General features: G+C 71.6%; 13 protein-coding genes, 1 tRNA gene and 1 riboswitch. Of the genes, 7 read left to right on the top strand and 7 right to left on the bottom strand.

Annotated elements, in window-relative coordinates:
• Positions 1-342: 342 nt before the first annotated feature.
• Together ACFYO2_RS47870 and ACFYO2_RS47875 are read left to right on the top strand one after the other, a co-directional pair.
• Positions 343-416: transfer RNA gene (locus tag ACFYO2_RS47870), tRNA-Met, on the top strand.
• Positions 417-720: 304 nt separating this feature from the next.
• Positions 721-878: riboswitch (cyclic di-AMP (ydaO/yuaA leader) on the top strand.
• Positions 879-889: 11 nt separating this feature from the next.
• Positions 890-1,918, top strand: a complete 1,029-nt coding sequence (locus tag ACFYO2_RS47875; protein ID WP_388363368.1) for a M23 family metallopeptidase — start codon at positions 890-892, stop codon at positions 1,916-1,918.
• Positions 1,919-2,044: 126 nt separating this feature from the next.
• On the opposite strand, the gene ACFYO2_RS47880 is transcribed toward ACFYO2_RS47875, so the two are convergent.
• From ACFYO2_RS47880 to ACFYO2_RS47895, 4 genes are all read right to left on the bottom strand, one after another.
• A complete protein-coding gene (locus ACFYO2_RS47880; protein WP_388363370.1) occupies positions 2,045-3,397 on the bottom strand; it encodes a PrsW family intramembrane metalloprotease in 1,353 nt (450 codons plus the stop codon).
• A 130-nt stretch (positions 3,398-3,527) separates the two neighbouring features.
• Positions 3,528-4,346 (bottom strand): tRNA (guanosine(46)-N7)-methyltransferase TrmB, encoded by an 819-nt coding sequence (trmB, locus tag ACFYO2_RS47885; RefSeq protein WP_388363372.1) that lies wholly within the window; start codon positions 4,344-4,346, stop codon positions 3,528-3,530.
• A gap of 283 nt (positions 4,347-4,629) precedes the next feature.
• Entirely contained in the window at positions 4,630-5,880 is a 1,251-nt protein-coding gene (lhgO, locus tag ACFYO2_RS47890; RefSeq protein WP_388363374.1) for an L-2-hydroxyglutarate oxidase, read from the bottom strand.
• A 52-nt stretch (positions 5,881-5,932) separates the two neighbouring features.
• Positions 5,933-7,357, bottom strand: a complete 1,425-nt coding sequence (locus ACFYO2_RS47895; RefSeq protein WP_388363376.1) for an MFS transporter — start codon at positions 7,355-7,357, stop codon at positions 5,933-5,935.
• A gap of 726 nt (positions 7,358-8,083) precedes the next feature.
• Between ACFYO2_RS47895 and ACFYO2_RS47900 the strand changes: the two genes are divergently transcribed.
• Positions 8,084-10,189 (top strand): asparagine synthase-related protein, encoded by a 2,106-nt coding sequence (locus tag ACFYO2_RS47900; protein WP_388363379.1) that lies wholly within the window; start codon positions 8,084-8,086, stop codon positions 10,187-10,189.
• A 281-nt stretch (positions 10,190-10,470) separates the two neighbouring features.
• Positions 10,471-13,833 (top strand): BTAD domain-containing putative transcriptional regulator, encoded by a 3,363-nt coding sequence (locus ACFYO2_RS47905; RefSeq protein WP_388363382.1) that lies wholly within the window; start codon positions 10,471-10,473, stop codon positions 13,831-13,833.
• On the opposite strand, the gene ACFYO2_RS47910 is transcribed toward ACFYO2_RS47905, so the two are convergent.
• Entirely contained in the window at positions 13,820-15,796 is a 1,977-nt protein-coding gene (locus ACFYO2_RS47910) for a sigma-70 family RNA polymerase sigma factor (RefSeq protein ID WP_388363385.1), read from the bottom strand. The two genes, ACFYO2_RS47905 and ACFYO2_RS47910, sit on opposite strands and share 14 nt — an antisense overlap.
• Before the next feature lie 301 nt (positions 15,797-16,097).
• Complete coding sequence (locus ACFYO2_RS47915) at positions 16,098-16,877, bottom strand: TetR/AcrR family transcriptional regulator (RefSeq protein WP_388363388.1); 780 nt, start codon at positions 16,875-16,877, stop codon at positions 16,098-16,100.
• A 375-nt stretch (positions 16,878-17,252) separates the two neighbouring features.
• Between ACFYO2_RS47915 and ACFYO2_RS47920 the strand changes: the two genes are divergently transcribed.
• Together ACFYO2_RS47920 and ACFYO2_RS47925 are read left to right on the top strand one after the other, a co-directional pair.
• Complete coding sequence (locus ACFYO2_RS47920) at positions 17,253-18,632, top strand: NAD(P)/FAD-dependent oxidoreductase (RefSeq protein ID WP_388363391.1); 1,380 nt, start codon at positions 17,253-17,255, stop codon at positions 18,630-18,632.
• 222 nt (positions 18,633-18,854) lie between these two features.
• On the top strand, positions 18,855-20,504 hold the full coding sequence (locus tag ACFYO2_RS47925) for a SpoIIE family protein phosphatase (RefSeq protein WP_388363394.1): 1,650 nt from the start codon (positions 18,855-18,857) through the stop codon (positions 20,502-20,504).
• Positions 20,505-20,538: 34 nt separating this feature from the next.
• On the opposite strand, the gene ACFYO2_RS47930 is transcribed toward ACFYO2_RS47925, so the two are convergent.
• A complete protein-coding gene (locus tag ACFYO2_RS47930) occupies positions 20,539-21,810 on the bottom strand; it encodes an MFS transporter (protein WP_388363400.1) in 1,272 nt (423 codons plus the stop codon).
• A gap of 153 nt (positions 21,811-21,963) precedes the next feature.
• On the opposite strand from ACFYO2_RS47930, the gene ACFYO2_RS47935 reads away from it, so the two are divergent.
• Positions 21,964-22,515, top strand: a complete 552-nt coding sequence (locus ACFYO2_RS47935; RefSeq protein WP_388363397.1) for a MarR family winged helix-turn-helix transcriptional regulator — start codon at positions 21,964-21,966, stop codon at positions 22,513-22,515.
• The last annotated feature ends 382 nt before the right edge of the window (positions 22,516-22,897 follow it).

Below are 22,897 nucleotides of genomic sequence, written 5' to 3' on the forward strand. Positions count from 1 at the left end.
GTCCGTCCTCGGAACGGCGCGGAATCGGTCGCTCACCAACGTGACCGTGTTGACGCGCCAACCCTGCGGGCGGACACCCCCCGACACGTCCCCTTGCCGCCGTACGCGGGTGCGGGTGCGTGCGCCTTGCGGCGCCGGTGGCGGTCGGGCGAGGCCCGCCTCCTAGCCGACCGAGTCGGGTGGTGGGTGGGCGTAGGTCGGTGGTCTGGGGGCGGAGCCCCCAGTGACGCCCGCACCGGCGCCGGGTGATCGATCGGATCGACGGATCCTGCACCTCGGTCGCCCGCGACCACCTGGGTGCGACTTCCGTCCCGCGGATGGCGTACACTGGAGTCACAACGACGCGGGGTGGAGCAGCTCGGTAGCTCGCTGGGCTCATAACCCAGAGGTCGCAGGTTCAAATCCTGTCCCCGCTACTGAAGGCCGAGGGCCGGAATCCAGAAATGGGTTCCGGCCCTCGGTCTTTGTGTGCCGCCTGCCTTGGCCCTCGTTGTTACGAGGGGTGATCGGGTGAGTGCCCTCCGCATAACAACTGACACACCGTCAATACCTCTGAGCTTGCTGAGGCTTGGTCAACTCGCCCGTTTTTCGCCCGTCATGGACCGTAAGTCCTGGGCGGAAAGATTAATGATCAAGTGGAACAGCTTGGAATCCGGGCCCCGCGTCTATTAACGTTCGATAACGCAGCGCGGTCGTCCCAGCCGTCACAAGAGTCGGCTCCGTGCGCACGCGCCGAATCCCGCAAGGGAACCGGGGAACCACCACCTTGGGGTGAATCGCGCGGATACCACCGTGAACTCACGGCAGGTATACGCGCGTAGGAGACCTTCCTGCTCCGAACCCGTCAGCTAACCCGGTAGGCGAGAAGGAAGGAAAGGAGCACGCCCACGTGGCGTCCAACCGGCCTGCCCCAGAAGCCCCGTTCGTGCCGAGCCAGCGCGACACCGAGACCTTCGGCTACGGCACTTTCACCGACGAGGGCCCCTGGACGGAGTGGAATCCCACCGAGGACTCCATCCGACCCGTACGTGGCCGGCATCGTGTCGCCAAGCAGCGCGGCGGACTCGCCCGCAGCTCCACCGTTCTAGGCGTCGGTGTCATAGCCGCCGTCGGCGCGGGCGGCATGGCCAGCGCGCAGACCGGCAAGCCGCCGGTGTCGATCTCCCTGCCCGACCTGCCCAACGTGGGCTCCCTCATCACGGACGACTCGGACGCCGCCGAGGACTCCGTCACCGCGCTCAGCAGCGTCAGCGCGACCTCGGCCGACACCGAGCAGGGCACCGCCGACGCCGGCGAGGCGCTGCGCACCCGGATCATGGCCCAGGCCGAGCAGCAGCAGGACCAGGTCGAGAGCAAGGCCGCCGCCGACGCCGTGGCCGCCGCCGAGAAGCAGGTCGCCGAAGCGGCCGCCAAGGCGGAGCAGGAGGCCAAGGCCGAAGCCGCCGCCGCGAAGAAGAAGGCGGAGGAGGAGGCCGCGAAGAAGGCCGAGGCCGAGCGTCTCGCCGAGCTGGCGAAGCAGTACGCGCTGCCGACCTCCTCGTACACGATCACCTCCACCTTCGGTCAGGCCGGCTCCCTGTGGTCGTCCGGCTACCACACCGGCCTCGACTTCGCCGCGCCCACGGGCACGCTCATCAAGGCCATCCACAGCGGGACGATCACGCAGGCCGGCTGGGACGGGTCGTACGGCTACAAGACCGTGCTCACCCTCGACGACGGCACGGAGCTCTGGTTCGCCCACCAGTCCTCGATCAGCGTCAGCGTCGGCCAGAAGGTCAACACGGGTGACGTGATCGGGCGCGTGGGTGCGACGGGGAACGTGACCGGGGCGCATCTGCACCTCGAGGTCCACCCCGACGGTTCCGACTCCGGCATCGACCCGATGGCCTGGCTGCGGAGCAAGGGCCTCAACCCCTGAGGCCCGTCTTCCTTCTTCTTCGCTCTCGCTTCGCAGGCTCGCTCGAGATCGGGCGCCTGACGGAGGCTTCGGCCTGATCCTCGGCCCGGTCGCTTGTCCGGGGGCCACGTCCGACGTGGTTCGCGGCTACGTCCGATACGGGTTGTAGGAGTGGTACGAGTTGTAGGAGGGGTACGGCGCCGCTGGATACACCGGCGCCGTCGGCGCCGGGTATCCGTACACCCCGTACACCGGCCACGGCGGTGCGGCCACCGCCACCGGCGGTGCCGTCGCCCGTGCCGCGTGGTCCAGCGCGGGACGCGCCACGTCCCGACGCCACCACAGCTCGGCCAGCAACTCCCGTTCCCGTACGGCGAAGTCGGCCCCCGCCCGCCCACGGCGCGCGCGCTGCCGTAGGAACGCCAGTGAGGTCGCGTAGGCCTCGTACTGCGCCACCGCCCGTGCCGCGGGGCGTCCGAAGTGCTGCCGGGCGTACCCGCGGGCCAGTCGCCGTGCCCGCATCGAGCCGAGGGCGTACGGCTCGGCCGGTGTCAGCCAGCCCGCCACGGTGTACGCGGGGAGCTCTTCCCGTACGGTCCTCAGCTCACGCTGCCGGGTCCAGATGACGAGCCAGGTCAGCAGCCCGAACGCGGGGACCATGAACGCCGCGTAGACCGCGAAGAACCCGTACTCGCCGATTGTCGAGGAGCCGTTCCAGATCGCGTGCATGCCCATCGCGAGCAGCAGCCCGGACAGCGGCAGCAGGACGCGCCGCAGGTGGTGGCGCTCCGCCGAGAGCGCGGAGATGCCGAAGCCGATGCCGGTGAGGACGGTGAAGAGCGGGTGCGCGAACGGCGACATGATGATCCGCACGAAGAAGGTCGCCGCGGTGACGGAGGCGATGCCGGTGTCGCCGGTCAGCTGGTCGGTGCCGAAGGCGGTGCCGAGGTAGAGGATGTTCTCGGTGAAGGCGAAGCCGGTGGCGGTGACCCCGGCTATCACCACTCCGTCGACGATCCCGGTGAAGTCCCGGCGCCGGAAGAGGAAGACGAGTAAAACGGCCGCGGCCTTGGCCGACTCCTCCACGACGGGCGCTATGACGGTCGCGCCGAGGGTGTCCGCGCTGGAGGGGTCCGCCGTGGCCGTCGCTATCCATCTGGTCGCGAAACTGTTGGCGATGATCGCTATCAGCGCCGCCGCGCAGGCTCCCCAGGCGAAGGAGAACAGCAGATTGCGCCACGGGCCGGGTTCGACCCGGTCGAGCCACCGGAAGGCGGCGATGAGGAGCGGGACGGGCAGTACGGCGAGTCCGAGCCCGACCAAGAACCCCTCCGTACCGGTCTGCCGGCGGACCAGGGCGAGGATGACGAGCCCGGAGAGTGCGAGCAGGGTGCTCAGTGCGCCATAGCGCACCCACTTCTTCTGCCACCAGTGCGCGTGCCGCAGTGCGCCGCCGGTCGGATCACCGGGATGCGTCGGGTAGGGGGGAACGGTGGCCACGGCATTGACCCTAACGAGGCAGAGGCGCCGTCCGCAGGGGGAAGAGGGGGGTCAGGCGCCGGTGGGGGCTGGTCCTTGTGCTCTACACGTTGCTCTACGAGGTGGTTTGCCTGTTGTTCTGCGAGGTGCTCTACGAGTGCTCTACGCGGCGGAAGAGCAGGTCGTTCACGACATGACCCTTCTCCAGTCCCTGGCCCTCGAAACGGGTCAGCGGCCGGAACTCGGGACGCGGCGCAAAACCGCCCTCGCGCTGTGTGTTCTCGAAGCCGGGATGCGCCGTGAGCACCTCGAGCATCTGCTCGGCGTACGGCTCCCAGTCCGTCGCACAGTGCACGATCGCCCCCGGTCCGAGCCGGGTGGCGGCGAGGTCGAGGAACTCCGGCTGGATCAGCCGCCGCTTGTGGTGCCGCTTCTTCGGCCAGGGGTCGGGGAAGTACACGCGCAGACCGGCCAGGGAGTCCGGGGCGAGCATCTCGCGCAGCAGGATGATGGCGTCGCCGTTGCCGACGCGGATGGTGGACAGTCCGTTCTGGTCGGCGAGATTGAGCAGATTTCCCTGCCCAGGAGTGTGTACGTCGACTGCGAGGATGTTGGTGCCGGGGTCGGCGGCCGCCATCCGGGCCGTGGCCTCACCCATCCCGAACCCGATCTCGAGCACGACGGGGTTGTCGTTCCCGAACAGTTCGGTGAGGTCGATGACCCGCTGCCCGTCGATGTCGAGTCCCCACTTGGGCCACAGCCGCTGCAACGCGTCCGCCTGCCCCGCCGTCACCCGACTGCGCCGAGGCTGAAAGCTCCGGATCCGCCGCTCGAAGTGCGACCCCGCAGGATCGGCACTCGGCCCGTCGGGAAACCGAGGCTCCCCCTTGGCGCGAACATGCCGGACGGACACACCGGGCGCATGAGGGGTGGCCTGGCTGGCTTCGGGAACATCGAGGGACTCAGACACAGTGAGCCCAATTTTACGACCCCGGACCCCCGACTCGGTCGCTCGAAAGGCGCAGCGCCCCGGTTCGCACCATTCAGCCCGTCCGGCGTTTGAGGACGAGGCCCTTCGGGCCGAAGGGGTCTGGGGCGCAGCCCCAGCGGGGTGCAGGGGCGGAGCCCCGCAACGGTGCAGGGGACGCAGTCCCCGCCGGGGTTGAAGGGGCGGAGCCCCTGGGGACGGGACGGGAAGGGGCGGCGGGGGCGAGAACAGGTCGGCAGCCAGCACAGCGCAGCGCCGCGCCCCGTCACACAGACGCCAGCGCCGCCAACGCCCGCCGAGCCACCTCCCGCCCCACCGGCAGCGAAGCCGTCGCCGCAGGCGAAGGCGCGTTCAGCACATGCACGGCCCGCGCCCCCTCCCGGATCAGAAAGTCGTCCACCAGAGAACCGTCCCGAAGCACCGCCTGCGCCCGCACCCCCGCCGCCGCAGGCACCAGATCCTCCTCCTCGACCGCCGGCAACAACCGCCGCACCGCCTCCACGAACGCACCCTTGGACACCGATCGCCGCAGCTCCCCCGCCCCGTACCGCCAGTGCCGCCGAGCCATCCGCCACGCCCCCGGCCACCCCAGCGTCCCCGCCACCTCCCGCGGCCGCACCACACCCCACCCGTACCCCTCCCGAGCCAGCGCCGGCACCGCGTTGGGCCCGATGTGCACGCCCCCGTCCATCCCCCGCGTGAGATGCACGCCGAGGAACGGAAACGCCGGATCCGGCACCGGATACACCAGCCCCCGCACCAGCGAAGCCCGCGCCAGCGAGTAGTACTCCCCCCGGAACGGCACTATCCGCATCCCCGGCTCGTCCCCGGTCATTCGCGCGATCTCGTCGCAGTACAGCCCGGCGCAGTTCACCAGCATCCGCCCGCGCACGACGTCCCCGCCCGCCGTCCGCACGGCCACCCCGAGCTCCGGCCGCCGATCCACCCGTACGACCTGCGCCCCGTACCGGATCTCCGCACCCGACGCCGCGCCCAGCTGCCGCGCGACCCCGGCGAAGTCGCACACGCCCGTCGTCCCGACGTGTATCGCGGCGAGGCCGCGCACCTCCGGTTCGTACTCCGCGATCTGGGCGCCCCCCAGTTCCCGTACCGCAATCCCGTTCTCCCGCCCGCGCTGCACGAGCGCGTGCAGTCGCGGCAGCTCGGCACGGTCGGTGGCTACGATCAGCTTTCCGGTGACGGCGTGCGGGATGTCGTACTCCGCGCAGAACTTGATCATCTCGGCGGCGCCGCGCACGGCATAGCGCGCCTTGAGCGAGCCGGGCCGGTAGTAGATCCCGCTGTGGATCACCCCGCTGTTGCGCCCGGTCTGGTGGCGGGCGGGCCCGGCCTCCTTCTCCAGCACCGTCACCCGCGTGCCCGGCGCGGCACGCGTGATCGCATACGCCGTGGACAGGCCGACGATCCCGCCGCCGACCACCAGCACGTCACAGTCGTATGCGATCTCCCGCACCTGCCGCGCCACCTGCACCACCTCCCGGCTTCGATAGTGCACTGCGCCACTGACAATGCGCTCAAACCCGGGAGACAGATTCAGCGGTCCGAGCTCAGGCCGGAGCCATCAGCAGCGGCCGTGCCCGCTCCCGCAGCTCGACCACGCGCGGTTCGTCGCCGTACGGCTCCAGCCGGTGCAGGAGGTCCTTCACGTACTCGGTGGTGCGGGCCGAGGAGATGCGCCCCGCGACCTCCACCGCCCGTACGCCCTGCTCGCATGCCGCGTCGAGATTGCCGGACTCCAGCTCGGCGACCGCCGAGACGACGAGGCGCAGGCCGTGCGAGCGTACGAACTCCTCCGTCGGCTTCGACAGTGCCTGCTCGGTGAAGCGGCGGACCTGGCGCGGTGCCTTCAGATCGCGGTAGCACTCGGCGGCGTCCGCGGCGAAACGGTCGTACGAGTAGAAGCCGAGCCAGGACGGGTCGTTGTCGCCCTCGCGGGACCGCTCCAGCCAGCCTTCCGCCGCCTTCAGGGCCGCGCCGGCCGCCTGGGCGTCACCCGCGCGTGCGTGGGCACGTGCCTCGACGAGCCGGAAGAAGCTCATCGTGCGGGCGGTGGCCAGGCCCCGGTTGCGCTCCAGGGCGGCCTGGGCGAGGTCGACGCCCTCGTCGCCGAAGCCGCGGTAGGTCGCCTGGAGGGACATCGAGGCCAGGACGTACCCCCCGAGGGGGACGTCGGCGGCCGCCCGCGCGAGGCGCAGCGCCTGGATGTAGTAGCGCTGCGCCGCCTCCTGCTGGCCGGTGTCGAAGGCCATCCAGCCGGCGAGGCGGGTGAGTTCGGCGCTCGCCCCGAAGAGGGCTCTGCCGACCTCGTCGGAGTAGGAGCCGAGCAGCAGTGGTGCCGCCTCCACTCGCAGGCACTCGGGAACCATCGACGAACGCCAGTCGCCGCCTCCGTACTTGGAGTCCCAGCGCCTGGCGTCCTCCGCGGCCTCCCGAAGCTTCTGCACGTCGCTGTGGCCGACTTTGAGCGGCGCGCCGGAGCCCTCGGCGGGGTTCACCTCGCGCGCCACCGAACTGTCGGCCGGGGTTATCAGCCACCGCGAGGCGGGCGTTGCGTATGCGCTTACTGCGAACGAACCGGCCAGCGACTGCCAGATGCCGCCGGATCCGGCCCGGCGTCCTGCGAGGTCGAGTCGGTACAGATCCGTGGCGGAGCGCACCGCCTGTCCGACGTCCCTGGGGAAGGCGAGGCCCACCTCGGGTGCGGGATCCGCGTCCGCCAGGCCGATCTCGTGGAGCGGCACCGGGCGGCCGAGCTTCTGCCCTATGGCGGCGGCGATGAGGTGCGGCGCAGCGCCCTGCGGCACCATGCCCTTCGACACCCAGCGCGCCACCGAGGTCTTGTCGTAGCGAAGAGTCAACCCGCGTTGAGCGCCAAGGTCGTTGACGCGACGCGCGAGTCCTGCGTTGCTGATTCCCGCGAGGGCGAGAACGGCGCCGAGTTTTTCGTTCGGCCCGCGTTGCTCCCTGGACATTGCGCCACCCCTCGACACAGACGGCTGCCGCGCTGGCATAACCATGCGGCATTCGTAAACCCAGCGTAGTTCGCCGCATCCCATGCGTTAAGAGGCATTGTTCCGGATGGCGGGATTGTGGTCCGTACTGAAGTGCGGGTCCGATACGCGCAGTTGCGTCGTGCCCCCGCTGTGTGGCCGTGCGCCTGTACGTGCGCTCTTCTCCGGCCATCGCGGGAGCGGTTCCATGGCCGTGCGTGGGTCGGCCCGCTGTACTGGATCCAGTGGGCTGGGGGACACCGCCGCCTACATCCCCGCGGGCGGCGGAACGGCCCGGGGGGCGAACTCCGTCTCCCGGGCTGCGCGCTCGCCGGGCGGTGGGCGGAGCATGTACGGAGCGTGTGCAACGTCGTTCCGTTGTCGCCGGATTGGCCGAAAATCGACCCTCCCCCGCGCGGGCCATCAGCCCTCCCACCACGGAACTTGAGGGCGCGCAGGGCGTTCTTGGGGAGCGAATCGGGGGCGCATTCGCGTCGCAGTCATTCTGCCGTACGCCTTCGATCATCGTGGCGTCGCCCCTCGATCTCCTTGCCTCGCCCGGGTGTTCGACGCGGTGCACGAGTCTCCGCCGGGGCGCATTCCGGGGAGCACAAGCGGCCCCACCGCCTCTCCGGTGCGCCTCCTTCATGGCAGCATGGTGCCGAGTTCGTACGGTGCACTGGTTGTCCACAGCCTGTGGAGGCGTCCATGCGGTGGTTGGTGGGATGGAGCAGCACCGCCGCGAGAGCAGTCGAGGCAGGCTCCGCGGGAGCGGTGGGACACGACGGCGAGACCCTGCACCCGGTGGGCTCCCACCTCCTGTGGGGCGACCCCGATCCGCTGTGGGCGGTCGGCGACTGGCGCCCGGACGAGGTGCGCGTGGTGAAGGCCGACGAGCAGACCCGGATCGCGGTCCTCGGCATCTGCGGCGCGACCGACGAGCAGCTGCGGGTCGGGCTGTTCGCCGCGCGCGGAGGCGCACTTCGGCATCTGACGGCCTGGCCGGGCAGTTACACGGCCGTCGTCCAGGTGGGCCGCCGGATCACCGTCTGCGGCGACCTGGCGGGCGCCCGGCCCGTGTTCTACACCCCCTGGGCCGGCGGCACCGCCTACGCGACGGCCGCGCTCCCGCTCGCCGACCTCATCGAGGCCAACCTCGACTACGGCCACCTCGCCGCGCTGCTCGCCGCCCCCGACGTACCGGCCGCGCTGCACGACTCCACTCCCTACGACGGCGTACGGCGCATTCCGCCGGGGCACGCGCTGATCCTGCGTACGGGGGCGCGCGAGATCGCCGGCTACGAGCAGGTCGCCTCCCTCGCGGTGGCGGCGCCCTCCGCCGATCCCGACACCGCGGTGGACGCCGTACGGGACGCGCTGGTGGAGGCGGTACGCGTGCGCCTGGCCGCTCCTCGCCATGTCCCCGGCGCCGACATCGATCCCGGGCCGGTCCCGGGCATGGGTCCCGCGGAACGGCGTGCCGCGCGCGGGATGCCCGTTCCGGGCATCGGGGCGGACCTGTCCGGGGGCCCTGCCTCGGGCACACTGGCCCTGCTCGCGGCCGGCCTCCCGGGCATGCCGGGCACGGTGCTCGGGCACGGCACGGGCGCGGGGGAGCGGCTGCTGGCCGTCACCTTCAACGACCTGGCCGTCGGCGGCCGGGAGTCCGAGCTGGAACGGGCGGGCACGCTGGCCGCCAACCCGCGGCTGCACCACGTGGTGGTGACCGGCGGCGAGGAGACCCTCCCGTACGCCGAACTCGACGGCCCCCTGACCGACGAACCCGGCCCGTGCCTGGTGACGGCCGCCCGCCACCGTGCCCGCCTCGCCTCCGGCAGCGCGGACCACTTCACCGGTTACGGCGCCCGCCAGGTCCTGGACGCCCACCCGGCCCGCCTCGCGGACCTCCTGATGGACCGCAAACGCCGCCACCTCGTACGCCCCGTCGCCGCGCTCGCCAAGGCGGACGGTTCCGTGCTGGTCCCGGCGCGCGTGTACGGCGCCGCCCGCCGCCTGGCCCGTACGCCGTACCGCACCGGCCTGGAGGTCCTCGCCGACCGCCTCATGCAGCGCAGCTTCGACGAACCCGGAGGTGCCGTGGGGGCGTCCTTGTCCGCGCTCGCCTGGGCCAGACCGGGCCCCGCGGCGCGCTGGCTCACCGGCGAGGCCCTTGCTGAAGTATCGGTTCGCCTCCAGGGCGCCACCCACCGCTCCGGGGTCGGCCCGGGCCAGCGCCCCGGCGACTTCCGCGCGCGCGGGGCCCTCGCCCGCACCGCGGCCGACCTCCGCGTCCTGGAACAGGCGGCCGAGATCCGCTTCCAGCGCCTGCACGCCCCCTTCCTCGACAACCAGGTCGTCCGCGCCTGCCGCGCCCTCCCGGAGGCGCTGCGGGTCCAGCCGGGCGCACGGGCAGCGATCCTGCGTACGGTCCTGGAGGGCGCAGGCGTCGCCGACCTCCCCCCGGGCTGGGGCGCCCCCACCCACGCCTCCTCGGCGGCGGCCGCCCGCACGGGCCTACGAGTGGCCGCGGACTCCCTGATGTCCCTGTTCGGCTCCCCGCTGCTGGCCCAGGCCGGCCTGGTGGAGGCCCGGGTCGTCCGCAAGGCCCTCCGCGCGGCAGCCGAGGGCGAACCACTCCCCCTGGACGGCCTCGCCGACCTCGTCTCCCTGGAACTGTGGCTGGGCCGCCTCCTCTCCCGCCGAGGCACCTGCTGGACAGGCACCCCAGCCCGCACGCGCGCGGTACCGGCCGGGATCAGGCCGCAGAGGGGGGCACTGGGAGCGGGGGCATCGGGCGGGGCGGCGCTGGCCTGAGGGGGCTACTTCGTGTCCGGCCGAATCGGACATTCTGAGCGGTCACTTCCTGTCCGGCCGAGTCGGATGCCCTGTGGGGTCACTTCGTGTCCGGCCGAGTCGCCCTCCCAGAGCGGTCACCTCTTGTCCGACCGAGTCGGGTGATGGGTGGGCACAGGCCGGGGGGCGGAGCCCCCAGCGAGGCCCGCACCAACGCCGGGTGCCCCGAAACCGACGCCCACCGAGACCGACGCGCCCCGAAACCCCGTGCCCCGCACAGCGTCCCCGGCGACAATGACCCCGTGCGGTACAGAATCCTGGGCGTCACCCAGGCCGAGGACGAGAACGGCACCGTCGTATCCCTCGGCGGCCCCCGCCTCCGCGCCCTCCTCACCGCCCTCGCCGTGCGCCCCGGCCGCGTCATCACCCCCGACACGCTGATCGACGAGGTGTGGTCCGGCGCGCCGCCCCAGGACGCCCCGGCCGCCCTCCAGGCCCTCGTCGCCCGCCTCCGCCGCACCCCCGGCATCGGCAAGGACGCCGTCACCTCCGAGCCCGGCGGCTACCGACTCGCCGCGACCGAGAACGACGTGGACCTCTTCGTCTTCGAGCGCCTGGTACGCCAGGGCACCACCGCCCTGAACCACGGCGACGCCGCCACCGCCGCCCAACTCCTCGACACCGCCCTCGCACTGTGGCGCGGCCCTGCCCTCGCGGACCTCCCCGACCGCACCGTCGCCACCCGCCCGGAGGCACTGCGCCTGGAGGCGACCCGCACCCGGACAGCGGCGCACCTGCGGCTCGGCCGCGCCCAGGACGTCGTACCGGAGTTGAAGGAACTGACCACGGCGCATCCGTACGACGAACCGCTGCACGTCCTCCTCATCCATGCCCTGCGCGACACCGGCCGCACTGCCGACGCCCTCGCCGCCTACGACACCGCACGCCGCGCCCTCGCCGACGGCCTCGGCACCGACCCAGGCCCGGAACTCCGCGCCCTGCACGCCGAACTGCTCTCGGCAGTCCCGACCGGCGCACCACGCCCCCAACCCCCGGAACGCACCGGCAACATCCGCCCCCGTCTGACATCTTTCGTCGGCCGGGAACCCGAACTCGACGCCATCCGTTCCGAATTGCACAGGGCCCGTCTCGTCACCCTCACCGGACCGGGCGGCTCTGGAAAGACCCGTCTCGCCGAGGAAGCCGCCGCCGGGCTCCCGCAGGCGTGGCTGGTCGAGCTCGCCCCGCTCGACCGGCCGGAGGCGGTGCCAGGCGCGGTGGTCAGCGCGCTCGGTCTGCGCGAGACCGTGCTCATGACCACCGAGCTGACGGCCCCGCAGGACGACCCGGTCGCCCTGCTCATCGAGTACTGCGCCCCGCGCAGCCAACTCCTGATCCTTGACAACTGCGAACATGTCATCGGTGCGGCCGCCGACCTCGCCGAGACCCTCCTCACCCGCTGCCCTGGGCTCACCATCCTCGCCACCAGCCGTGAACCCCTGGGCGTCCCCGGAGAGTCGGTCCGCCCGGTCGAGCCCCTCCTCCCCGATCAGGCGCACCTCCTCTTCGCCGAGCGCGCGGCCGCCGTCCGTCCCGACGCGGACGCCGTGCTCGGCGACGAGGAAGCCGTCGCGGAGATCTGCCGCCGCCTCGACGGACTGCCGCTCGCCATCGAACTGGCCGCGGCCCGGCTACGGCTGCTGACACCCCGCCAGATCGCCGACCGTCTCGACGACCGCTTCCGCCTCCTCACCTCCGGAAGCCGTACGGTCCTGCCTCGCCAGCAGACCCTGCGTGCGGTCGTCGACTGGTCCTGGGACCTGCTCGACGAGCAGGAGCGGACGGCGCTGTGCGAGATGTCCGTGTTCGCGGGGGGCTGGGAGCTCGACGCGGCGGAAGCCGTGTGCACCGGCCCGGTCGCGGACCTGCTCGGCGCGCTGGTCGACAAGTCCCTGATCGTGGCCACCCCGAGGGAGAGCCCCGGCAGCGACGGAATGCGGTACCGCATGCTGGAGACCATCCACGAGTACGCCGTCGAGCGCGCCGCCGAGTCCCCCGAGGAGTGCGCCACCGCCCAGCGTCGGCACCGAGCGTGGGTGCGCGCGCTCGTCGAGGAGGCCGAGCCGTTGCTGCGCTCCGCCGCCCAACTCTCCTGGATCTCCCGGCTGGAGACCGAGCTGGACAACATCCGCGCGGCCCTGCACCGCGCGCTGGCGGCCGGAGCCGAGGAGGAGGCGGGCGCCCTCGTCCTCGCCATGGGCTGGTTCTGGTGGCTGCGCAACTACCGCCACGAGGGCATGGAAGCGTGCGACCAGGTCCTTCGCCTCGGCGTGGCCCTGGACACCGTCGGCAGCGACGACCGGGCCTCTTTCCCGACCGCCCTGTCCTCTCCCGAAACCGTCGACCCCCTCGACTCCGTCGGCCCCATGGAACGCATCGACCCCATCGACGCCTTCCTCGCCGCCCCGGACGGCGAGGCGCACCACCCGCTGCACAGGCTGCGGATGCAGCTGCGGATGCTGCACCTCTTCCTCAGCGCCGAGACCGAGACGATGTACGGGCAGCTGGACGAGCGCACGCGGCGGTACGTCGGACGGGTGGGGGACTTCTTCGAGAAGGGCGGCCCTGAGGCGGCCCGAATACCGGGCCTCACCTGGCCACTGACCACCGCCTTCCTGGGCGACCCGGTGGACGCGGGGCCCGCCATGGTCACCGCGCTCGCCAACTGCCGTACCCACGGCGGTGACTGGGAGATCGGCGTCATCCTGATGTTCCGTACGCACATGGTCGTCGACGCACCGGGCGGCATGGAGGGCGTGGACGACGACCTCAGGGAGCTACGGGCGCTCAGCCGGCGTGTCGGCGATCGCTGGCTGAGGGCCCAGGTGTGCAGCGCGGCGGGGGAGGCGGCCATGTCGCGCGGGCGTCTCGACGAGGCCAAGGGGGAGTACGAGGAGGCGCTGCGGCTCGCGTACGAGGTGGGTGCCCACACCGAGGCGCCGTTCCTCCTCGCACGGCTCGCCGAGATCGCCTACCGCGCGGGTGACCGTGGGGCCGCGCTGGCCGTGCTGGACGAGGCCAGTGAAGCCACCGACCTGTACGGCGTACCGGACTCCCGGGCGTTCGTCCTGCTGCTGCGTTCCATGATCGCGCTGGACGAGAAGGATGTTCCCCGCGCGCGTCGACTGCACGAGGCGGCTTGCACGGCCACCGCGCGGGCCACACTGCCGCCCCAGTTCATTGCGATGCTGAACCTGATGGACGGGTTGGTGACGGCCGCGGAGGCGGGCCCGGAGCACGGACTGCCCAAGCTGCTGGGCGCGCTGCGCGAGGCGGTGGAGAAGCGGTGCGCCGACGCGGTCACGGCGGCGATCGTGGACAGCGCAGCGGACCTGCTGTCCCGGCTCGGCGACCACCCGCGCGCGGTGCGTCTGCTCGCGGCCGGCGAGCAGTGGCGCGGCGGCCATCCGCGCCCCATGCCGGAGCGCGCGGCCGCCGAGCAGGCCGAGGCTGCCGCCCTGGCCGCCCTGGGCGCCGGGCCGTACGAGACGGAGCACGCCGACGGCGCGGCCCTCACCGCCGCCGAAGTCCTGAGCGATCTCGGCGAGGCGGTACGCCACCATCGCCCTGCGTCCCTGGAAGCAGGCGAACTCAGGAGCAGGTGAACTTCGACTCCGCCCAGTCCGCGAGCGCCACGTTGTCGAAGTGACTGTGCGGCTCCACCACCAGCCGTACGGTCCTTCGCCCGGCGAGGTTCACATGGACGGGCACCGCCGCGTCCCCGCCCTTGACCATCCCGGACTTCCACAGCTGCACACCGTCGGCGTGGACCGAGAAGTAGACCTTGCCCGGCCCCGCCGTCATGTCGTCGACGCCGACCAGCGCGTCGTAGGCGGAGCACTCGCGGTTGAGGTCGATCGTGACGGAGGAGTGGCCGTGCACGGTCACGCCGTGCGTGTACTGCTTGGCGGCGATCGACACGCCGTACCGCTGCCACACCCGACTGCTCTCGCCGATGCGCATCTCTGGTTCGGTGCCGTCGCCGGTGACGTCGTACGACAGCGCGCTCCAGTGGTAGACGGCCGGGGCGGGCGGCGGGGGAGTCGGCGGGGGAGTGGGAATTGGCGTGGGAGTAGGTGTCGGCTTCGGAGTGGGGGTCGGCTCGGGCGTCGGCGTCGGCGTCGGACTCGGGGTGGGGGTCGGAGTGGGCGTGGGCGTCGGGGTGGGTGCGAGCGCGATCACCGGCGGCACCGGCTGGGGTTCCTTCTTCGGCGGCGCGGGCGTGTTCCGCGCGGGCTCGACCACCGGCGTGGACGCGGGCGGCTTGGCGTCCGGCTTCCTGGGCGGACTGTCGTCGCCCATCAGCGCGAGCGCCACCGCGGCGGCCGCAACGGCCACCACACCGGCCGCGATACCGGCCATCACGGGCGCGCCCAGCCCCTCGGAGGCGGCCGCACCGCCACCGGCGCCCGCCCCGCCGGAGGAGCCGCCACTCGCCGCCGCGGCCGCTCCCGCGGCACCGGCCGCGCCCGCCCCGGCACCGCCGGCGATGAGCGCGGCCGCCTTGGCGTATCCCGCGGCGCCGAACCAGCCGATGACCGCGACCGGCACGACGGCGGGGATCCCGCCGGCGACTTCCTTGATCTGGCCCGCGGCCAGCCGGCACTTGACGCACTCCTCCAGGTGCTTGCGCAGGCCCCGCTCGGCGCGGGTGCGCAATCCGCCGCGGGCGTATGCGCCGAGCCGGTCGGCGTAGCGCGCGCACTCCTCGTCACTGACCAGCGTGGCGCTGACGTGGGCCTGAAGGTAGGCCTGCTTGAGGCCCTCGCGGGCACGGCTGGCGAGCACCCGCGTGCCGTTGGCGTCGAGCCCGAAGAGTGTGGCGACCGAGCTCGGCGACTCGTCCTCGACCTCGGTGTGCCACAGCACGGCCTGCCACCGCTCGGGCAGCGACCGGAAGGCCTGCATGGCCATCGACTGCTCGGCCTCGTGCATCGCCCGCACATCGGCGCCCAGGTCCAGTGTGTTGTTGTCGGACGGGTGGGAGATCCGCGCCGACTGAGCGGCGAACAATGCGAAGTCGTCGACCAGTTGCTCCCGCTTCGCGGACTTCGTCCAGCTCGCGGCGACCCTGCGGACGGTGGTGAGCAGATACGCGCGTACGGCGTGTTCGGGGCCGGAGCCGCCGCGCACCGCCTGGAGCATGCGGGCGAAGATCTCGGCCGTGAGGTCGTCCGCGGTGTGGCCGTCACGGCAGCAGGTACGGGCGTACCGGCGCACCGCGTCAGCGTGGCGCCGGTAGAGCGCCTCGTAGGCGGTGTCATCGCCCGAGCGCATCCGCTCGATCAGATCGGCGTCGGACGGTGGCAGCTCCCTCGGCGGCGGCAGGATCCCGCCGTCCTCGCGCCGGTCGCGCTGCGTCGGCACGCTGCCCACGACGGGCTCGCCGGCCTGGGCCGGAATACCGACCTCAAAGGGCTCGGCCCGCTCGCTCCGCTCGGCCGCCACCGGTTCACCGCCGTGCGGGGCACCGGCCCGTCCCCCCTGGCTCGGCACATGCGGCGAGGCCGCGCCGCCGGTGTCCGCGTCGTCGTCACCGGGTGACCCGTCCCGCCCGTCGAAGCTCATCGCGGAAAGCCCCCGCCGCCTGCCCAACCAGTCCCGAACACCGGGTCAGCGTGCCATATTGGCTTTTGTTCAGAACCCCGGAGTGCGGACCGTCCTCTCGTCCGTTGGGGACTTCCCGCAAGGCAGTACTGGTCCTCACCCGTACGGGAAAGGCTCAACCACCGCTCTCCGGGCAGAAGTTGAGCGGCCTGGCCGAAACGCCCGTAGGGTTCCCGGGTGGTGGTCGAGGCGCGGGCGACACAGCACCCACGCCTCACCGTCACCTTTTCGAGTCACGGGTCACCGAAGGACGAGCGCGTCCTCACAGCGGCCGCGACCGCAACCCCTCCAGCAGGATGTCCAGCAGCCGAGCCGAGGCCGCCGCCTGCTGCGCCGCGTCCGGCAGCGAGGGCGCCGCCGTGGCGATCACCAGCAGGACGTCCGACACCGACACGTCGGGCCGCAGCTCGCCAGCCGCACGCGCCCGGTCCACGAGCTGGCCCACGACCTCGAGCAGCGCCGCCGCACCGGCGTCGTCGTCCCCGGAGAGCACCGGGGAGTTCCCCGGCACCAGCCGCAGCTCCCCGGCGCCCTGCTGCGTCCGCTGCTGCGGCACCCGCCCCTCGTCCGGCGACCCCTCGTCCGCCACGCCGACCCGCAGCACCTGCGGCGGCAGCAGCCGCCCGGCACCCGAGGCCACCGAGGTCCGCAGGAAGCGCGACAGCGCCGACCACGGCTCGTCCTCCTGACCGAGCGCCGCACGTGCCTGGTCGGTCAGCCGGGAGGTCTCCTCCTCGGCTATCCGCCGCACCAGGACGTCCTTGCTCGGGAAGCGCCGGTACACCGTGCCGACGCCGACCCGCGCGCGCCGCGCCACGTCCTCCATCGGCGCGCCGTACCCCAGCTCGCCGAAGACCTCGCGCGCCGCGCGAAGTACGTGCTCCAGATTGCGCTGTGCGTCCACACGCAGCGGCGTGGTACGCGCACTGTCCGCGCGTCCGTTGCCCGCCGCGCCCATCGCCGAGCCCAACGACCCGCCCATCGCCCCGCCACCGTGTGCGACGGCGGACGTGGACGACCAATGAGAGTCCTGAACATGCATAAGTGATCCCCCGGTAATGACGTCTCCCCCCGGAGACTCTCCCCGCCATTGAAAGCCGGAGCGAACGGAACAGGCCTGCTTCCCGGACCCGCCCGTCGCGGACCCGAAGGCGCATCCCCCTACACCCCGTCGACACACGAACATAGTTGAGTGGGGGTCAATTCAGAAGGGGGAGGTTCCGCACGGAGCGCCCCCCGATCGGAGTACGGGTCGTATACGTCCCGATTGCGCCACCTCCGGTAACGCGGCGTATACCCACTGACCTGCGACTTTCCCTGACATCCCGGCGAATCGGCCAACTCCGCGCACCTCCGGCTCGCGGTCACACAAATTGTCGAGCCTGTGGACAAACGCAAGCGCCGGGTGCGTCATGGGATGGTGAAGGAACGTGCGCGCATTCTCGTTGTCGGCGGCGGCTACGTCGGGATGTACACGGCCCTGCGTCTGCAACGGACCCTGAAACGGGAACTCGCGAGGGGCGACGTGGAGATCACCGTCGTCACGCCCGACCCGTACATGACCTACCAGCCGTTCCTCCCCGAGGCGGCCGCCGGTTCCATCTCCCCCCGCCATGTCGTCGTACCGCTGCGCCGCGTCCTGGACCGCTGCCGGATCGTCATCGGCGAGGTCACCTCGATCGACCACGCCAAACGCACCGCCGCCCTCACCACCCTCGCCACCGACGAGGAGGGCACCGGCGCACGGCAGCTGACGTACGACGAACTGGTCCTCGCCCCCGGCTCGACCTCGCGCACCCTGCCCCTCCCCGGTCTCGCCGAGCACGGCATCGGCTTCAAGACCGTCGAGGAGGCCATCGGCCTGCGCAACCACGTCATCGAGCAGATGGACATCGCCTCCTCCACCCGCGACCCCGCCGTCCGAGACGCGGCCCTCACCTTCGTCTTCGTGGGCGGCGGCTACGCCGGCGTCGAGGCGCTCGGCGAGCTGGAGGACATGGCCCGCTACACCACGCGCTACTACCACAATGTCCAGCCCGAGGACATGAAGTGGATCCTCGTCGAGGCCTCGGACCGCATCCTGCCCGAGGTCGGCGAGGAGCTGGGCCGCTACACGGTCACCGAACTGCGCCGCCGCAACATCGACGTACGCCTGAACACCCGCCTGGAATCCTGCGCTGACCGCGTCGCCGTCCTCAGCGACGGCGCCCGCTTCCCCACCCGTACGGTCGTCTGGACGGCCGGCGTCAAACCCCACCCGCTCCTCGCCGCCACCGACCTCCCCCTGAACGAACGCGGTCGGCTGAAATGCACCCCCGAGCTGACGCTCGAGGGCACCACACACGCGTGGGCCGCCGGAGACGCCGCCGCCGTCCCGGACGTCACGGCAGCGGAACCCGGCAAGGAGACCGCCCCCAACGCCCAGCACGCTCTCCGCCAGGCGAAGGTGCTCGGCGACAACATCGCGCACTCCCTACGGGGCGAGCCCCTTGAGACGTACTCCCACAAGTACGTCGGCTCCGTCGCCTCCCTGGGGCTGCACAAAGGTGTCGCACACGTCTACGGACGCAAGCTGAAGGGCTACCCTGCCTGGTTCATGCACCGCGTCTACCACCTCAACAGGGTGCCCACCTTCAACCGCAAGGCCCGCGTCCTGGCCGAGTGGACCTTGTCAGGACTCTTCAAGAGGGAGATCGTCTCCCTCGGATCGCTCGAACATCCCCGAGCGGAGTTCGAACTCGCGGCCGGTGGAAAGCCTCCTCAGGACCCGACGAACGACCCGAAGGGGTCGTCCTGACCGGACCGAGGAACTCCGGCCGCGAGGTAGGCGTCTGACGGATGCCGACCCGGGCGGCCGCCCTGCCAGACTGGTCCCCGACCTTGGACGGACAGACCCCCGCCCTTCGAACCCACGAGGCCTTCCCCACAGTGCCGCAACCCCGGGGTGCCACCCCCAAGACCCCGGCCGGGTCCGGAGCCGGCAGAAGACGCCGCAGACGACGACACGAGGCAAGGATTCGTGAACTTCACGCGCTGGAGCGCCCGGCTCCCCGGAACGCAGCGCCGCGCCACAGCGCGGACCGACCACCAGGTCACCCCGGACCTGCGGACGGACGGCGTGGGCTCCGTACCCGCGGCCCGCGCCGAACAACTCACCGACCAAGCACCGCCCGTGCCTGCCGTCGACGAACTCCCGGTGCGCGAGGTCCTGGACCGCGTCCCCGCCCTCGTCGCCCTCGTCCACGGCTCCGACCACCGCCTCGCCTACGTCAACGACGCCTACGTCACCGCCTTCGGCCCCCGCCCCACGGGAGCCCCCGCCCGCGAAGCCCTCCCGGAGCTCGACGAACTGGGCCTGTTTCCCCTCCTGGACCAGGTCCTGCGCAGCGGCAAGCTACGCACGGTCAAGTCCCGCAAGGCCCCCGACGGCCGCTCGTACACCTTCACCTGCACCCCGGTGACCGAGGGCGACGGCGGCGTCCTCGTATTCGCGACCGACGTCACCGATCACGCCGAGGCCGCCGAACGTCTCAGAGCCAGCGAACGCCGCCAGCGCGAAACCGCCGTAACCCTCCAGCGCTCCCTGCTCCCACAGGAACTCGAACAACCGGACGACCTCCGCATCGCCGCCACCTACCAGCCCGGCGGCACGGAAGCCGCGGTCGGCGGCGACTGGTACGACGTGATCACACTCGGCGGCGGCCGCACGGCCCTCGTCATCGGCGACGTGATGGGCCGGGGAGTGCGCGCGGCCGCGATCATGGGCCAGCTCCGCACGGCGGTCAGGGCGTACGCCCGCCTCGACCTCCCCCCGCACGAGATCCTCCAGCTCCTGGACGGCCTCGCCATGGAGATCGACGCCAACCAGATCGCCACCTGCGTGTACGCCATTCACGACCCGAACGAGGGCCGGCTGGTCTACGCCTCGGCCGGCCACCTGCCCATCCTGGTCCGCGACGAGAGCGGGGTGGTCCAGCGCGCCGACGAACCGACCGGCCCACCCCTCGGCACCGGCGGCTGGATGCACACCTCGGGCTCGATCGCCCTGGGCCCCGGCTCCACGGCCGTCCTCTACACGGACGGACTCGTGGAACGCCGGAACGAGGACCTGGACGAGGGCATCGCATCCCTGGAGCGAGCCCTGGCCGGCGCGACAGGCACGCCCCAGGTCGTCTGCGACCGCCTGGTCCGTGCATCCGGGGTCACGGCGGAACACGACGACGACGTGGCCGTCCTGGTCCTTCAGCACCCCGCCCACACGGGCCCCGACAGCGAGCTCTTCCGCAACGCCGCCCTGGAACTCCTCGGCGGCGTGGAAGCGGCCCCACGCGCGCGTGCGTTCGCCTCCGGCGTCCTGACCAGCTGGCGGTTCCCGGTGGAACTGCACGACCTGGGCGTCCTGGCGGTCAGCGAGCTGGTCGCGAACTCCTTGCAACACGGCACGCCCCCGATGCGACTACGCCTGCGCCGCACCGACCGCCGCCTGATCGTCGAAGTCACGGACGGCGACGACCACCTCCCCCGCCGACGCCGCGCGGACCCCGCCGACGAGTCCGGCCGAGGCATCGCCATCGTGGCGACGATCGCCTCGGCCTGGGGGTCTCGCCGGACGCCGGGGGGCGGCAAGGCGGTCTGGTGCGAGTTCGCGCTGCCGGGCGCCGCGAAGTGAATGGAGTGCGCGACCTCGACGACAGGCCAGGACGTCAGGCGCGCGCCCGGGCCTGGTCCGCCGGAGTCGGACCACCCTGGGCCACCACCCGGCTCCTCGCCCGCCACGGCTGATCCTGCGCGGGCGTGAGCTGACGCCCCAACCGCACCGCCAGGACCGTGATCCCCAGCGAGAACAGCAGGAACGTCCCGATGTACGGCGCGTGCAGAGAAGCCCCCATGGGCCCGCCCACAGCCGGCCCCACGGCCAACGCAAGCTGCTTGACCAGGGCGAACGCCGAGTTGTACTGCCCCGCCATGCCCTCCGGGGCGAGATCCGCGACCAGCGGGGCGACGGTCGGCGACAACATCGCCTCACCCAGTCCGAACAACGCGTACGTCGACACGAACACGGCCGTGGCCATCTCCTGGCTGCCGTGCCCGAGCCCCGCATACCCCGCCGTGATCCACGCCACGGCCCAGATAAGACCCACGGCCGCGATCACCCGCGACCGCCTCCGCCGCTCCACGAACCTCAGTACGGCGAACTGCGCGACCACGATCATCGCGGTGTTCGCGGCCAGAGCCGTACCGAGGGCGGACGTCGAAATCCCCGCGGCCTCCACGCCGTATGCGCTCAGCCCCGACTCGAACTGCCCGTAGCAGGCGAAGAACAGCACGAAGCCCAGTACGCACAGCTGCACCATGGCCCGGTTGCCCAGCAGTTGCTTCCAACTGCCCTCGGCCGAACCCGAACGCCCCGGCGCGTCAGCGATCCGCGGCGAGTGCGGCATCCGTACGGTCGTCATCACCACGGCCAGCAGCAGGAACATCGCCGCCTCGATGGCGAACAGCAGCGTGAACGACGAGACGTGCGTCGTGTCGACGAGATGACCGCCGATGAGCCCACCGACGCCGAGCCCCAGGTTCTGCAGGAAGAACTGCGTCGCGAAGGCCCGCGAGCGCGTGTCGGCCGTCGAGCAGTCCACGATCATCGTCGCCAGCGCCGGCTGCATCACGGCCTGCCCAGCCCCGAGCGCGGCCGCCGACAGCAACACGGTCGTCGCGCTGCTCGCGAGGCCGAGGCTCAGCGCCCCCAGCGCGGCGGTGACCAGAGCGGCGAGCAGCACCGGCAGCGGGCCGCGCCGGACGATGGCCCGCCCGGCGAACGGAAGCACGATCAGCGCCGCCACCGCGAAGACGGCGAGGACGAGCCCCGCCGTCATGGCACCCAGTCCCCGCACCTGCGCCACGTAGACGTACAGATACGGGACGGTGAAGCCGAGCCCGAATGCGCTGAGTGCGTTGCCCACGTGGATCCGGCGCATCGCTGCGCCCATCGCCCTGCTCACGTTCACCTCTCTCGAGTAGTTGGGAACCTTCAGTAGTTAGACCTGAAGGCTTCGAAGCTAAAGTTAGAACCTAAACAGTACACCTCGAAGGACTTCGACACCAAGCAGGCCCGTGCCATACTTCGCCCCATGGGCGACACCCCCGGCGGCCTCGGCGAGCCCACCCTCGAAGAGCAGATCGCCGCCTATCAGCGCGAGTTCCAGGACCTCGACCCCCAGGTCGAACAGATCGTCTCGGCACTGTCCCGCCTGAACCGCCGCATGAATGTCGCCTACGGCCGCCAGACCGCCGCCCTCGGCATCAGCAACGCCGAGTGGGAGGTGCTCAAGGCCCTCGTCCTCTCCGGCGCCCCCTACCGCATGGGCCCCAGCGACCTCGCCAAGCGACTCGGCCTGACGCCGGCCGCGATGACTCACCGGATCGACCGCATGGTCGCCGAGGGGCTGGTCACAAGAGAGCGCGACGAGTCCAACCGCGTCCGCGTGATCGTCGAACTCACCGCGGACGGCCGGCAGAAGTGGCTGGAGGCGATGCGCCTCGCCACGGTCTTCGAGGAGGACCTGCTCCAGGACCTGTCCCAGGAGGACCGCACCGCCCTCGGGGAGGTGCTCATCCGTCTCCTGCGCAGGGTGGAGCACGCCCAGCCGGACGCCGGCGGACGCCTCACAGACCTGGACTGACGCCGCCACAAAAGATCTTGACAGGCGGCACTTGACACCCCCCTGCCCGATCCGTAGAGTTCTTCGGGTTGCCAGAGAGCCGTAACGGTTCTTCGGCATCACCTCCGCCGCATCAGCGGCACCACAAACCACAGGCACGATCTCCCAACGGGATTGAATTCGGCGTGCCCGAATTCATTTCGATTTGGGTACGGCAGCTCGATTAGGAACTGCCGGGAGGATCCGCTAAGGTTTAGGCGTCGGAACGGCCCCAGTGGCCGCGAGGACAAGCCCCTCTGACTGGGAGTTCAGGCCCGAAAGGGTCTGGTAGAGTCGGAAGCGCCGGAAAGGGAAACGCGAGAGCGGAAACCTGGAAAGCACCGAGGAAATCGGATCGGAAAAG

Source organism: Streptomyces sp. NPDC006602 (genome assembly GCF_042870385.1).
In the GTDB taxonomy this organism is placed as follows: Bacteria; Actinomycetota; Actinomycetes; order Streptomycetales; family Streptomycetaceae; genus Streptomyces.

What these genes read in the sequence shown, in the direction of transcription:
- ACFYO2_RS47900 (WP_388363379.1), top strand. Translation starts at nt 8,084, where the DNA reads ATGCGGTGGTTGGTGGGATGGAGCAGCACCGCCGCGAGAGCAGTCGAG.
- ACFYO2_RS47920 (WP_388363391.1), top strand. Translation starts at nt 17,253, where the DNA reads ATGGTGAAGGAACGTGCGCGCATTCTCGTTGTCGGCGGCGGCTACGTC.
- ACFYO2_RS47915 (WP_388363388.1), bottom strand. Translation starts at nt 16,877, where the DNA reads ATGCATGTTCAGGACTCTCATTGGTCGTCCACGTCCGCCGTCGCACAC.
- ACFYO2_RS47935 (WP_388363397.1), top strand. Translation starts at nt 21,964, where the DNA reads ATGGGCGACACCCCCGGCGGCCTCGGCGAGCCCACCCTCGAAGAGCAG.
- ACFYO2_RS47910 (WP_388363385.1), bottom strand. Translation starts at nt 15,796, where the DNA reads ATGAGCTTCGACGGGCGGGACGGGTCACCCGGTGACGACGACGCGGAC.
- ACFYO2_RS47895 (WP_388363376.1), bottom strand. Translation starts at nt 7,357, where the DNA reads ATGTCCAGGGAGCAACGCGGGCCGAACGAAAAACTCGGCGCCGTTCTC.
- ACFYO2_RS47930 (WP_388363400.1), bottom strand. Translation starts at nt 21,810, where the DNA reads ATGCGCCGGATCCACGTGGGCAACGCACTCAGCGCATTCGGGCTCGGC.